At 71.8% G+C, this 12,017-nt stretch carries 14 protein-coding genes and 2 pseudogenes (2 of these 16 running past the window's edge); 11 read left to right on the top strand and 5 right to left on the bottom strand.

All coding sequences use genetic code 11. The features are described 5' to 3' along the window. Positions 1-1,183, top strand: the 3' portion of a protein-coding gene (locus FrCorBMG51_RS17215; RefSeq protein ID WP_047224092.1) for an NYN domain-containing protein. Its footprint begins 164 nt before the window's first position; the window shows 1,183 of its 1,347 coding nt (coding positions 165-1,347); the start codon falls outside the window, past its left edge; the stop codon is at positions 1,181-1,183. Between the two features lie 264 nt (positions 1,184-1,447). Here FrCorBMG51_RS17215 and FrCorBMG51_RS17220 read toward each other — a convergent pair whose 3' ends face one another. Continuing rightward, positions 1,448-2,419 carry a TIGR03564 family F420-dependent LLM class oxidoreductase gene (locus FrCorBMG51_RS17220; RefSeq protein WP_052914778.1) on the bottom strand — a complete coding sequence of 324 codons (972 nt, stop codon included), beginning with the start codon at positions 2,417-2,419 and terminating at the stop codon, positions 1,448-1,450. A 131-nt stretch (positions 2,420-2,550) separates the two neighbouring features. On the opposite strand from FrCorBMG51_RS17220, the pseudogene FrCorBMG51_RS34010 reads away from it, so the two are divergent. From FrCorBMG51_RS34010 to FrCorBMG51_RS34915, 3 genes and pseudogenes are all read left to right on the top strand, one after another. Next, positions 2,551-2,928, top strand: a pseudogene (locus FrCorBMG51_RS34010) (helix-turn-helix domain-containing protein); the annotation flags it as partial. Between the two features lie 104 nt (positions 2,929-3,032). After that, positions 3,033-3,260 carry a hypothetical protein gene (locus FrCorBMG51_RS31615; protein WP_047224094.1) on the top strand — a complete coding sequence of 76 codons (228 nt, stop codon included), beginning with the start codon at positions 3,033-3,035 and terminating at the stop codon, positions 3,258-3,260. 78 nt (positions 3,261-3,338) lie between these two features. Then, a pseudogene (locus FrCorBMG51_RS34915) lies at positions 3,339-3,515 on the top strand (VapC50 family PIN domain-containing toxin); the annotation flags it as partial. Between the two features lie 107 nt (positions 3,516-3,622). On the opposite strand, the gene FrCorBMG51_RS17235 reads toward FrCorBMG51_RS34915, so the two are convergent. The 4 genes from FrCorBMG51_RS17235 to FrCorBMG51_RS17250 form a co-directional block, all read right to left on the bottom strand. Then, the gene (locus FrCorBMG51_RS17235; RefSeq protein WP_083730819.1) at positions 3,623-4,030 is read right to left on the bottom strand and encodes a type II toxin-antitoxin system VapC family toxin; all 408 of its coding nucleotides are present in this window, start codon (positions 4,028-4,030) and stop codon (positions 3,623-3,625) included. After that, positions 4,027-4,257: a FitA-like ribbon-helix-helix domain-containing protein gene (locus tag FrCorBMG51_RS17240; RefSeq protein WP_013874367.1), complete on the bottom strand. Its 231-nt coding sequence runs from the start codon at positions 4,255-4,257 to the stop codon at positions 4,027-4,029. Before FrCorBMG51_RS17240 ends, FrCorBMG51_RS17235 begins: the two co-directional genes overlap by 4 nt. A 320-nt stretch (positions 4,258-4,577) precedes the next feature. Then, complete coding sequence (locus tag FrCorBMG51_RS17245) at positions 4,578-4,922, bottom strand: type II toxin-antitoxin system PemK/MazF family toxin (protein WP_052914779.1); 345 nt, start codon at positions 4,920-4,922, stop codon at positions 4,578-4,580. Then, entirely contained in the window at positions 4,919-5,164 is a 246-nt protein-coding gene (locus FrCorBMG51_RS17250) for a CopG family transcriptional regulator (RefSeq protein WP_047224096.1), read from the bottom strand. The genes FrCorBMG51_RS17245 and FrCorBMG51_RS17250 overlap by 4 nt, the downstream gene beginning before the upstream one ends. A 356-nt stretch (positions 5,165-5,520) precedes the next feature. Here FrCorBMG51_RS17250 and FrCorBMG51_RS27105 point away from each other — a divergent pair, with 356 nt between their 5' ends. The 7 genes from FrCorBMG51_RS27105 to FrCorBMG51_RS17285 all read left to right on the top strand — a co-directional run. Next, the gene (locus tag FrCorBMG51_RS27105; protein WP_047224124.1) at positions 5,521-5,838 is read left to right on the top strand and encodes a hypothetical protein; all 318 of its coding nucleotides are present in this window, start codon (positions 5,521-5,523) and stop codon (positions 5,836-5,838) included. A 70-nt stretch (positions 5,839-5,908) separates the two neighbouring features. Continuing rightward, the gene (locus FrCorBMG51_RS25490; protein ID WP_052914780.1) at positions 5,909-6,979 is read left to right on the top strand and encodes a hypothetical protein; all 1,071 of its coding nucleotides are present in this window, start codon (positions 5,909-5,911) and stop codon (positions 6,977-6,979) included. A gap of 103 nt (positions 6,980-7,082) precedes the next feature. Then, on the top strand, positions 7,083-8,222 hold the full coding sequence (locus FrCorBMG51_RS17265) for a glycosyltransferase family 4 protein (protein WP_047224098.1): 1,140 nt from the start codon (positions 7,083-7,085) through the stop codon (positions 8,220-8,222). Between the two features lie 157 nt (positions 8,223-8,379). Further along, on the top strand, positions 8,380-9,066 hold the full coding sequence (locus FrCorBMG51_RS29805; RefSeq protein ID WP_200902482.1) for a hypothetical protein: 687 nt from the start codon (positions 8,380-8,382) through the stop codon (positions 9,064-9,066). A gap of 422 nt (positions 9,067-9,488) precedes the next feature. Beyond that, complete coding sequence (locus FrCorBMG51_RS17275; protein WP_047224099.1) at positions 9,489-10,256, top strand: metallophosphoesterase family protein; 768 nt, start codon at positions 9,489-9,491, stop codon at positions 10,254-10,256. Positions 10,257-10,610: 354 nt separating this feature from the next. Continuing rightward, positions 10,611-11,045, top strand: a complete 435-nt coding sequence (locus FrCorBMG51_RS17280) for an SRPBCC family protein (protein WP_047224100.1) — start codon at positions 10,611-10,613, stop codon at positions 11,043-11,045. Between the two features lie 15 nt (positions 11,046-11,060). Then, positions 11,061-12,017 carry the 5' portion of an ArsA family ATPase gene (locus tag FrCorBMG51_RS17285; RefSeq protein WP_476742191.1) on the top strand. Its footprint extends 123 nt past the window's final position, so 957 of the gene's 1,080 nt are visible here — the first part of the coding sequence; it begins with the start codon at positions 11,061-11,063; its stop codon lies beyond the right edge, outside the window.

Genomic DNA, 12,017 nt, shown 5'->3' on the forward strand with positions numbered 1-12,017 from the left:
GCTCGGGGCGACCCCGCTGGCGGCCGCCATGGCCAACGACGCGGTCTTTCGCGGCCGGGTCGCCGAGCGGCTGCGGCTGGCCCTGCCCGAGCTCGTGGCGTCGCTGGAGTCCGACGGGGGGCCGCCCGAGGCGGCGCCGCCCGAGGAGATCGCGGCCGTCGCCTACGTCCTGCGACTGCCCGGCTGGGAACGGATGGTCGAGGCTGCGGCCCAGGAGGTGGCCGAAGCCGCGGCGTCGGCCCGCGCGGCCGACGCCACCGAGACGGTCACACGTCTGCGTGAACAGATGGACACGCTCCGGCAGGGAGCCAAGGTCGAGAACGACCAGTTGCGGGAGCGGCTGGCAGTTGCCCGCTCCGAGGTGGAGGACGCCCGCCGCCGGCTGCGCTCCTCCTCCGACCGGCTCCGCCGGGTCGAGAACACGGCGAACGATGCCGTCGAGACGGCGGAGAAGGCCCGCGACGAGGCGGTCGCCGCCGCCCGGGACGCCGAAGCCGAGACCCGGCGGCTGCGACAGCGGGTCGCCGAGCTCGAAGCCGCCCTGACCGCGTCCCGGCGGGGCAGCCGGGAGGCCCGCTCGGCCGAGGACGTGCGCCTGCGGGTCCTGCTCGACACGCTGATGGCCGCGGCCAACGGCTTCCGCAAGGAGCTCGCGCTGCCGACCGCCGTGCTGCGCCCGGCGGACATCGTCAGCCGCGGCGAGGACGACGCCGCGCCCCTCGACCCGTTCTGCGGGGTCAGCGCCCGCGGCCTGGCCGAGGACGACCCGGCCGTGATCGACGAGGTGCTCGCGGTCCCCGGCGTGCATCTCATCGTGGACGGTTACAACGTCACCAAGCGCGGATACGGCTCGTTGACGTTGCAGGCGCAGCGCGCCCGGCTGCTGTCCGGGCTCGGCGCGCTGGCCGGCCGCGCGTCCGAGAGCGAGATCACGGTCGTGTTCGACGCGACCGCGGTCACCGCCAGGCCGGTCGGGGTGGCGGCGCCCCGCGGGGTGCGGGTGCTCTTCAGCCGTTCCGGCCAGCTGGCCGACGAGGAGATCGTCCGGTTGGTGCGGGCCGAGCCGGTGGGACGTCCCGTCGTCGTCGTCACCTCGGACCGCGAGGTGGCCGACACCAGCCGCCGCTCGGGCGCGCGCCCGATCCCCTCCGCTGCCCTCCTGGCCCGCCTCGACCGCTCCTGAGCACGAGGACGTCAGGGCACTGATCGCTCCAGCGACCCCGTATTGTTGATCGTATTGCTCGCGCCGCATGATCGGACATATACAAACAATGATCGATCCGGACGGCGCCATGTCGGCGGTGGCACGGTTCGAGGCCGGTGGGACAGTGCCCACACTCCCGCGCTGGAACGGCTCGCCGAGGCTCCTGATGCCGACATCGACGTCCGCGTCACCCCTCGTTCCGCGATGTGGGAGGCAGCAGGTCCCCGGAACGTGTGTTCATCGTCAGGATCGACCTTGTTCGGCTGTCGCGACGTCCGTCGGGCGCTCCCGGGCGGGCTGGCCGGCGCCGAGCAGGCGCAGGGTCCGCGCGCGTTCCTCGGCCGTGCCGACCAGGCTGACCAGCACATCGGTGGCGCCGAGCGCGGAGTAGGCGGACAGCTGGCCGAGGACCGCGTCCTCGTCCCCCACGACGGCGATCGCGCCCGGCTCGGTGAAACCGTCGCGGTCAAGGGCCGCGCGGTAGGAGGGCAGCTTCGCGTATCCGGCGTACTCGGCGCTGAGCCCGGCGCGGATACGGTCCGGCGTGGACGTCACCGCCACCGGCAGCCCCACGACGACGCGGGGCGTCGGCCGGCCGACGCCCCGGGCGGCCGCGCCGATCAGCGGCACCACATGGTCGCCGATCGTGCGTGGTCCGGCCAGGAAGGTGATCGTGCCCCCTGTGCGTTCCCCGGCCAGCCGCAGCATCGTCGGGCCAAGAGCGCCGAGCAGCACCGGGACGCGGACCGTCGCGCCGGGTACGGCGCTGTCGGCGGGGTCGGCTCCCACCCCGGTGGCGCCGGGGACACGGCGTCCGTCGAGTATCGGCAACAGGGTGTCGAGGTGGGCGCGCAGCGCCGCGACCGGCCGGTGGAACGGCTGACCGTAGATCTCCAGCAGGCCGGGGTGGCTGACGCCGAGCCCGAGGGTGAACCGCCCGTGTGCCGCGGCCTGCGCCGTCAGCGCCTGCCCGGCCAGCACCCGGGGATGACGCGGCTGGACGACAACGACGGAGGTGCCCAACTCGATGCCGGGCACCTCCCGGGCCACCGCGGTCAGCACGCCGACGGCGTCGTAGCCGTAGCCCTGCGGCAGCCAGCCGGTGGGCACCCCGGCGCCAGCGACCGCTCGGGCGGTCAAAACAAGATCGTCTATGAGGTTGCCGGAACCGGGAGTGCCCAGGCCGGCGGCGAGGTTGACACCGATACGGATCACGACGTCCAGAATGGTCGGGAGCGGGTACGCGGACCAGGAGCCTGCTGATGGTGCCAGTAGAAGTGACAGCCTGGGCCGCCGCGGCGGCCGCCCGGCGCCGCGAGCTCGGGGCCTGCCTGCGCGCGCACCGCATGCTGGTCGAACCGGCCAGCGTCGGGCTGCCCGCCGGTGGGCGCCGGCGCAGCCGGGGGTTGCGCCGCGAGGAACTCGCGTCCCTGTCCGGAGTCAGCCTGACCTGGTACACCGGGCTGGAGCAGGGCCGGGCGACAGCATCGGCGCAGGTCCTCGAGGCCGTCGGCCGGGTGCTGCGGCTCGACGAGGTGGGCCGGCGACACCTGCGCCGGCTCTCGGCGCCCGAGCCGCCGGCCGTCGTTCCACCCGGTGAGCACCTGCGTGAGCTGGGCGCCCTGCTGGACAGTTGGCCGGCCAGCCCGGCCGCGCTGCTCGACCACCGTCTCGACATCGTCGCCGCCAACGCGGCCTGGGCCCGGGCCTGGGGTGACCCCGCCGGGTACGAGCCGGCGCGCCGGCACGTGCTCTGGTCGCTCGCCGCCGCGCCAGCGGCGGCCNNNNGGCGGCCGGGCTGCTGCTGCCGGTCGCGCGGCAGTTCCGCATGGCCGCCGACCTGCACGCCGGTGACCCGCGGATCGTCGAGATCGGCGCGCTGCTGCGCGCGGACCACCCGGCCCTGGGCCCGGTGTGGAACTGCCGGGGAGTCGGCGCCTTCGGCCACCCGACGATCGACCTGGCCGGTGAGCCCGCGACGGCACACCTGCTGCATCCCACCGGCCAGACCGAGATCGCCGTCCTCGTCGCCACGTTCCCACGCCGCGGAACCTGAGCCGAGGCCGCCGACCGTTGTTCGGTCGCGTGAACCTGGCCAGTCTCCTCCGCCGCAGCATGGGCCGGCCGAGCCGACGTGATCGTCACCGACAACCCTGCGGATTTTCCGCCCAGCGCGCTGCCCGCACCACTCACCCGGCAGTCTCTCGACGACTTCCTGCTCAACGAACTTGATCTTCACTCGGGTCGGGTCGTCACCGCCGTCCGTGCGATCGCCAGCAGGACCGGACGGTCGGGCCCGGCCATGACAGCCCACGACATCGCCATATACATGCACACACAGCACCCCGGCCTTCGGCGAGCGCCTGCTGACGGCACTCGACAGTCCACGCACAGCCTGATGACTGTTCTGACGCAACGTCAGGCGAAGACCTCGACAGCGCACGCGGCCGCGCCGCTGCGCGCGATGCGGGTATCGCTGGTGATCAGGGGCAGTCCCAGTGCCTCGGCGAGCGCCACGTACTGCGCGTCGTACGCACTGAGGTTGTGATGCAGCTCATGGACCCGCCGCCAGAGGATCAGTGTCTCGTGCCGCACGAGCGGCAGTATCTGGTAATCGGCGACGGCCTTCGTCGTTTCTCGTTTGGTGATCTTGTTGCCTCGAAGCATCCCGAACAATGCCGAAACTATTTCGTAGTCGAGTAGGCCGGGTGCCGCGAGCGACTCGAGGCTGGCGAGCCGGCGGCGTACGGCGACTCCACCCGCGCCCTGGTCTGTCAGCGTCCGTACCAACGCCGAACAGTCGATCACGGCCGCTACGCCGCTCAACGGCGTTGCCTGCCCTCGTCGATCGCGGCAAGGATGTCCGAGGTGCTGACGTCGGACCGTGTCTCGCGGTCGAGGCGGGTCATCATGTCCGCCAGGGACGGCGTCCGTGCGTCGCGCGTGACCAGGTCGAGCAGGTACGTCTGTAGGCTGCGTCCCCCCTTCGCAGCCTTGATTTTCAACGCTTCGAGGGTCGACTCGGAGACGTCGCGGATAGTGATCGCAGTCATGCCTGCATTTTACCTACAGTGCCTGCAATACGCCATCGAGATCGTTAGTGGCGGGCGGATGGACGGGGAGCGCGTCCGAGATCGTCTCATCCGTGGGGCAATGATCGTTGAGGGCTGGTCGGGCTACCCGAGACGACGGCGTTACGCTGGCTTTGGAAAGATCAGACCGGCGGGCTGGGTAGCACTCGAAGCGCCTTCCATCGGATCAGCGGTTACTGCTTGCGCGACCGGAACGTCACGGTGCCCTGACCGGATTCGGTGTGCCCGCTTCGCGTCCCGGCGACGCCGAGCGCCGCGACGCGCCCAGTGCCCGCGCCGGGTCAGATGCCGGTGACCAGGCGTACGCCCGCCGCGATCTTGGTCAGCAGGTAGCCGGGCACATGACCGGCAGGATAGGGGTCGAGGAACTCGCGGCTGACCGGGCCGAGCTGCGCGACCACCGCGACGGAGTCCTTGTCGAGCCCGGATGTCTCGGCGGGCACGAGCACGTTGCCGGGGAACGCTTCCAGGGTGGTGTTCGAGGTCAGGGGCACCACCAGCGCCGTGCCGATGTCCGTGGCCAGCAGCCAGTCCTCCTGCACGACCACGGCCGGGCGGACCTTCGCCGGTTCCGAACCCCGTGGCGAGCCGAAGTCCACCCATACGACATCGCCGCGACGGATCACCAGTCGGTGCCTTCGCGCAGCACCCGCTCGGACTCCCGCAGGAACAGCCCGTCGCCGGAGGGCTGCCCGGTACGCGCGAGCACCGCGTTCGCCAGCCTGGTCAGCTCCGCCTCACCCTCCAGCTCGTCGGCGAGCCGCTGTGCGGCGAGCCGGTAGAACTCCGACCGGTTCATCCCGTGCCGGGCTGCGACCCGCTCGAACCGCTCGAAGTCGCCATCGGGAACCGAGATCGCTGTCTTCATGATGCGAGTATAACCAGTCATACTGTCACGGTGCCCTGGCCGGATTCGGTGTCAAGATCGACCTTACGCGGCTGTAGCGACGTCGCGCCCGGGCTTCCTGGCAGGGCCGAGGGCTGGGCGACCAGGTCCTGTTCTTGGTCCGGGGCCGCTGGGCTCCCTTGGCGGCTCCGGCATCGTTCCTGCCTCTGCGCTGGTCATCGTGCCGTTCGGTGGGTCGTCGGATGGCGTCGGGCGGAAAAGTTGTCGGACCTGGTGCCTACGGTGGGTCCCGACGCGGTCGCGTCACCCGTGGCGGTCATGTCATGACCGTCCGGGTCGGCTCGAGGCGGCCGGTTCCGGCCGGGGAGGCGGAGACGATGTTGATCGACTGTGGCACCTGTGTGGTGCGCGGGGTCGCATGCGGGGACTGCGTGGTGCACGTTCTGCTGGAGCCCGTCGGCGGTGTCGTCGACTGGGACGACAGCGAGCAGCGGGCGATGGACGCCCTTGCCGACGGCGGCCTGATTCCGCGGTCCCGGTTCGTCCCCCCGGTGACATCCGCGACGCCCAGGAAGGCCGGGGACGTCAGGAATGCCGAGAACGCCGCGCCCGCGGCGCCGGTGCCGATGGCGCAGGTGCTGCCGCTGCCCCGGCCCGTGAACGGCCCCCGTGAACGCGCCCGCCGGACCGGTTAGCCCACCGCCTTCCCCAGCGGCGGCGCGTCACGGCCGGATGAGTCGGGCCGGGCGGTGGCTCCGGCGGCGCGTGCTGGCGGCGTCAGTGGTGACGCTGGCGGTCTGCGTGGTGGTCGCTGTCGGGGTGGGGCTGGCTGTCATCAGCTATGCCGGCCAGGAACGCGCTGGTCAGGAACATGCTGATCAGGGGAACGCCGCTCATGAGGATGCGGCCGGTGCGGCCCGGTTACAGCCCACGCCAGGGCCGGCTGGGCAGGGGGCTGCTGGGCCTCCGACGGTTGTCGGGGACGCGCCGGCGTCACGGCTGGTCGAGATACGTCGTGACGCCGACGAGGCCCTGCGTTATGTGCGTGCGGTCTGGGACGGGCCGTGGGCCGACCGGGTCGTGGTGGAGGTTCCCGCGGGCGGCGCCGGCTTCCGCGCCGCGTCAGGACGGGCAGGCGCCGACGGTGAGGCCGCGGTCGCGGTGCTTCCGCGGGAGGCCCGGGGGCCCGGAGCGTCCGCGGCTGCCAGGGCACTGTCCGGTGACGGCAGCGGGGACGCCACTGACGGCGGCACCGCGTCGCCAGGGTGCCCGCCTGGTGGATGTGCTCCTGGCGTGTCGTCCGGTGGTACCGACAGCGGCATCGGAGGTGACGGGCCAGGTGTTGGTCGTGTGATCGTCAACCCGGAGGTCTACGACCGGCTGAGCGTCGAGGGCCGGCAGGTGGTGCTGCGGCATGAGTTCACCCACCTGGCCAGCGCCGACGTGACCGGGGCAGGCACCCCGACGTGGCTGGTGGAGGGGCTGGCCGAGACCGTGGGCCATGCCGGCGTACGGCTGGCGGTGGCCCGGGCGGCCACGGAGCTGGCCGCCGAGGTGCGCGCGGGCCGGCTACCGGACGCGTTGCCCGACGACGCGGCGTTTTCCGCGACGGACGGCAGCGTCCCCGTCCGCTACCAGGAGTCGTGGCTGGCCTGCCGGCTGATCGCGGACCGGGTCGGCCTGGACGGGATGATCAGGTTCTACCGGCAGGTCGGGACCGACGGCGGCGATCCCCGGACGCGGCTGGCCGATGCGCTGCGGGCGGTCCTGGGCGTCACCGAGGCCGATTTCGTCACGCAGTGGAGATCCTATCTGGGCGAGCTGTTACACCCCTGACCCTTGTGGCCGCCGGGGGAGCCATCCCGCTCCGGTCGGGAGACCTCCTGTCGCGGGCTGCCCATTGCCGGGGCGGCCTGGCGGGATGCTGGAGGATGGCCCGATGCGGGTACTGGTCGTAAGCAATGACTTTCCGCCACGTCCCGGCGGAATTCAGGCATATGTGTACAACTTCGCCAGTCGGTTACCTGCCACGGAGATGATCGTCTACGCTCCCGCATGGCGGGGAGCGTCAGCGTTCGACGCGGCAGCACCCTTCCCCGTGGTGCGGCATCCGACGACCCTGATGCTGCCGGTCCCGGACGTGCTGCGCCGGGCCCGGGCGATCGCCCGCGCGGAGAAGTGCGACGCCGTCTGGTTCGGGGCGGCCGCGCCGCTGGGCCTGCTCGCGGCCGGTCTGCGCCGCGACCCGGGGATGGGCCGGATCGTCGCGAGCACGCACGGTCACGAGGTGGGTTGGGCGGTGCTGCCGGGCCCGCGGCAGGTGCTGCGCCGCATCGGGCGGACGGTCGACGCCGTCACCTACCTGACCGACTACACCAGGACGCGGCTCGCGCCGGCCTTCGGCCGCCGGCCGGCCCTCGTCCGGCTGCCCGGCGGCGTCGACACCGGGTTCTTCCAGCCGGGTGTGGGACGCGACGACATCCGCCGGCGACACGGCCTCGCCGACCGTCCGGTCGTGGTGTGTGTGAGCAGGCTGGTCGAGCGCAAGGGGCAGGACATGCTGATCAGGGCACTGCCGGCCTGGCGCCGCCAGGTGCCCGGGACCGCGCTGCTGCTCGTCGGCGGGGGCCCGCACCGGCCGATGCTGCAACGGCTGGCCCGGGACGCCGGGGTGGCCGAGCACGTGGTGATGACCGGTTCGGTCCCCTGGGAGGAACTGCCCGCCCACTACGCCGCCGGTGACGTCTTCGCGATGCCGTGCCGGACGCGGCGGGCGGGCCTGGAGGTCGAAGGCCTCGGGATCGTCTACCTGGAGGCGTCGGCCGCGGGTCTGCCGGTCGTCGCCGGGCGCAGCGGTGGGGCGCCGGACGCGGTGCTCGACGGCCGGACCGGGACCGTCGTCGACGGTGGCGACCTGCGGGAGGTGACCGATGCCGTCGGCGGTCTGCTGGCCGACCCCGACCGGGCCCGGGCCATGGGTGCGACCGGCCGCGCCTGGGTCGAGCAGGCCTGGCGCTGGGACGTCCTCGCGGCCAGGCTGCGCGACCTGTTGCTGCTCCCGGGCACGGCACAGGCGTGATCGCGACGGGCGTGATCGCGTCGTGTCCTGTCCACCGGCGCTCGGCCGCTGGGGCCCGACCGATGCGCTGGCCGTGCGCGACTGCGCTGGCCGTGCGCGACGGCCGCCGCGGCCGTGTCCCGCCCGCCGGGGCCCACTGTCTGACATGATCCCGGACGTGAGTCCCTCGCCCGTGCAGATCGACCTCGTTGACGAGGTCTTCCTGGCCGTCGACCCGGCTGTGGTGTCCGCGGCGGTCCACGACCCGGCATGGTGGCGCGTGTTGTGGCCGGATCTCGAGCTCACCGTCTTCCAGGACCGTGGCGCCGAGGGGCTGCGCTTCACGGTGACCGGCGCGCTGGTCGGGACCAGCGAGATCTGGCTCGAGCCGTGGGGCGACGGTGTCGTCGCGCACGTCTTCCTGCGGGCGGACGTCACCCGCCGGGGGCGGCCGGCCGAGGTCCGCCGGCTGCGTCCACGCGCCGCGGCACGCTGGGCACAGCACCGCTCGCTGCACACCAAACGCCAGCTCAACGTGCTCAAGGACGTCCTTGAGGCGGGCCGCGCGCCCGGCGAGCCCGCGGCGGCGCCCTCACCGCAGCCCGCGGCATCCACCGGGCCCGCTCCTGCTGGGCCCGCTCCCGCTGGGCCCGCTGTGGGGCCGGCGGAACCCACCGGGCAACCCGAGCGGTTCGCGGAACCTGTCGTACGGTCCGCGGAACCGGCGGAATCCGTGGCGCCCACCGCGGAACTCGTGGAATCCGCGGAACCGGTCATGCACTCCGTGAAACCGGCGGAACCCGTGGGGCCTGCTGTGCCACGGGCGCCGTCCGCCGATTCCCCAGGGCGCTCCGTACACCGTTGAGGCGCGTCTGGGGACGTCCACCGGGGCGACCATCCGGTGTGCTGGAGCCCGCCGAGGGACACGGCGCACGAAGAGCAACGATCCGGCATTTCACCGAGCGACGGCCCGTGGCCCGGATCAGCCCCCGCGCGATCCTCCAAGAACCCACAGAACACCCGGGCAGCGGCAGCCTCACATCCACCAGCAACCGCCCCACCAGCACCGCCCGGGAAGCCTGCCCAGCGCCCGCGCGGGATCCACCGGCCCGGCGAACGGAGCCGTGACGTCGAAAACGGGGCGGGAAAGAGACGGAAGTTACGTCATCGCTCCGTTCGCGGGCTTGCCCGTCGATCTGGGCGCGGGTACGGGGCGGGGGTTCTCGGGTGGGGGCCGGGTTGCGTCAGGTGGGTTTTTCGGACGGGGTGACCGTAGGCTTGGCTGGTATGAGGGTCCATGTGGTCAGTGATGTTCATGGCCGCGCAGACGCGCTTGCCGCCGCCGGGCAGGGGGCCGACGCCTTCATCTGTCTCGGGGACCTTCTTCTCTACGTGGACTACCGGGATCACCGCCGCGGGATCATGGGTGACCTGTTCGGCCCGGAGGCGGTCGGGAAAATGATTCGGCTGCGGACCGAGCAGCGTTTCGACGAAGCCCGTGAATGGTCCCACGGGTTGTGGGCCACCTTGGGCGACGACCGGCAGACGATCATCGAGCAGGCGATCCGCCGGCAGTACGAACAGTTGTTCGCGGCCTTTCCCACGCCGACTTTCCTGACCTATGGCAACGTCGATCTCCCGCATCTCTACCTGGACTATCTGCGGGACGGTGTCACGCTGCTCGACGGCGAGACGACCGAGATCGGCGGGCTGCGGTTCGGTTTCGTCGGCGGGGGTTTACGCACCCCCATGCGCACCCCGTACGAGATCGACGACGAGGCCTACGCCGCGAAGGTCGCGGCGGTCGGGGAGGTGGACGTGCTGTGCTGCCACATTCCGCCGCACCTGCCCGAGCTTGTGTACGACACGGTGGCCCGGCGTTACGAACGGGGCAGCGTCGCGGTGCTGGAGGCCATTCACGACATGAAGCCTCGTTACGTTCTGTTTGGACATGTTCACCAACCGTACCGTGATGTGCTCGACATCGGGTCGACGCGCTGCGTCAACGTCGGGCATTTCAACGCCCGGGGGACGCCGTTCGTACTCGAGTGGTAGGAGGCCCGCCGCGGGTGCTCGAGCGGTGGGCGGCCTGCCGCAGGCGCTGGTCGTCCGGGTGTCGGGCCATGTGATCGGCAGCTTGTTGACGATCTCCGGCGATTTGTCAACGACCCATGGATGGCCTGCACATGGCCCGTGGATGGCCTGGGGATGGCCTGCGGACGACCCGCCGGCCACGGACACGCCCGGTGGTAACCCACCGTGTCCGTGGCCGGTCCGGTAGCCTCGTCGACTGGTCAGGATGATTATCCTGGCGTGTGGAGAGATCCTGGATGTCTCAGTAGCCAGGATGCAACCGGGATGCCAGCAGTGTCGGGTATGCCCGGGCGAGTTGTGGAGGCAGTGTCACCAATGGCGGAGCACGCCCGAGCCAGCACCACGATCAATGCCAAGCCTGCGGCTGTGATGGCAGCGATTGCCGATATAGGTGCATATTCGACCTGGTCAGGGCCGGTGGAACGGGCCGAGGTCGTCGCGCCCGGCCCGGACGGCCGTCCCCAACGGGCCCGTTTCCTGGTCAACGCGGTGGTGGCGAAGGAGGAATTCGTCACGGAGTACACCTGGTGCGGTGACGATTCGGTGAGCTGGACCCTCGTCGAGGGAAAAAACCTGGTCGCGCAGAACGGCAGCTACGTTCTGCGCGACCTCGGTGACGGCCGGACCGAGGTCACCTACGATCTCACCGTCGAACTGAAGGTCAAGATTCCGAGCCTGATCCGGCGCAAGGTGCAGAACGGTGTCGTCGACGCCGCGCTGAGGGATCTCAAGAAACACCTCGAGAGCTGACCACGCGTGCGATGCGTGCTCTTCGCGGGCAAGGGGGGCGTCGGGACGACCACGGTCGCCGCTGCGACGGCCACGCTGGCCGCCCAGCGCGGTAACCGGACGCTGGTGATGTCCGCGGACCCGGCGGGAGGTCTCGCGGCGGTTCTTGACCATCCGCTGGACACGGCTCCCATCGAGATCGAAACCGGCCTGTTCGCCCAGCATGTGGACACCCAGCGCGCCTTCGAGGACCGCTGGTGGACGATACGGGCTGCCCTGGGCCGGCTGTGGGAGGCCACCGGAGCGGATCCGATCGAGCCCGGTGAGCTGACGGTGCTGCCCGGCGCCGGCGAGGTACTGGCCCTGGTGTACCTACTCGACCAGCTCAGATCCGGGGACTACGACGTCGTCGTGGTCGACGCCGGCCCGATCGCCCGTTTACTGCGCCTGCTGACCCTGCCGGAAACGCTGCTGTGGTATCTGCGCCGGGTCGTCCCGATCGACGGCCGGCTCGCCCACCTGCTGCGCGGCAGCCCGTGGCGGCTGGGTCGTCCCACCTGGCCGGACTCCGTGGCCGGACCGCTCGCCGGGGCCGCCGCGCGGCTTCAGCAGATCATGGACGAGGTCCGTGACGTCCTGTCCGACCCGGCGCGCTCCAGCGTGCGGCTCGTGCTGACCCCCGAGACCGTCGTGGTCTCCCGGACCAGGGCGGCGGTGGGCGCGCTGGCGCTGCACGGGTTCGGGGTGGACGCCATGGTGGCCAACCGGGTGCACACCGCCGCCGGGGGCGATGCCTGGCGGGCTGGCTGGGCGGCCGTCCACCGTGACCAGCTGGCGGCCGTCGAGCTGTCCTTCGCGCCGATCCCGGTCCTGCGCGCGGCCTATCGAGCAGGGGAGCCGGTCGGCCTGGAGGAGCTCGCGGCCTTTGCCGCGGGCACCTATTCGGCCCTCGACCCGGTCGCCGTCCTCGGGGGCGGCGGGCGGACCGGGATC

It is taken from the genome of Protofrankia coriariae, assembly GCF_001017755.1.
In the GTDB taxonomy this organism is placed as follows: domain Bacteria; phylum Actinomycetota; class Actinomycetes; order Frankiales; family Frankiaceae; genus Protofrankia; species Protofrankia coriariae.

Bases quoted from the DNA above. Each gene is read 5' to 3' on its own strand.
- FrCorBMG51_RS17280 (WP_047224100.1), top strand. From the start codon at position 10,611: ATGGCGGAGCACGCCCGAGCCAGCACCACGATCAATGCCAAGCCTGCG.
- FrCorBMG51_RS27105 (WP_047224124.1), top strand. From the start codon at position 5,521: ATGTTGATCGACTGTGGCACCTGTGTGGTGCGCGGGGTCGCATGCGGG.
- FrCorBMG51_RS31615 (WP_047224094.1), top strand. From the start codon at position 3,033: ATGGCCGCCGACCTGCACGCCGGTGACCCGCGGATCGTCGAGATCGGC.
- FrCorBMG51_RS17250 (WP_047224096.1), bottom strand. From the start codon at position 5,164: ATGAAGACAGCGATCTCGGTTCCCGATGGCGACTTCGAGCGGTTCGAG.
- FrCorBMG51_RS17265 (WP_047224098.1), top strand. From the start codon at position 7,083: ATGCGGGTACTGGTCGTAAGCAATGACTTTCCGCCACGTCCCGGCGGA.
- FrCorBMG51_RS17275 (WP_047224099.1), top strand. From the start codon at position 9,489: ATGAGGGTCCATGTGGTCAGTGATGTTCATGGCCGCGCAGACGCGCTT.
- FrCorBMG51_RS17240 (WP_013874367.1), bottom strand. From the start codon at position 4,257: ATGACTGCGATCACTATCCGCGACGTCTCCGAGTCGACCCTCGAAGCG.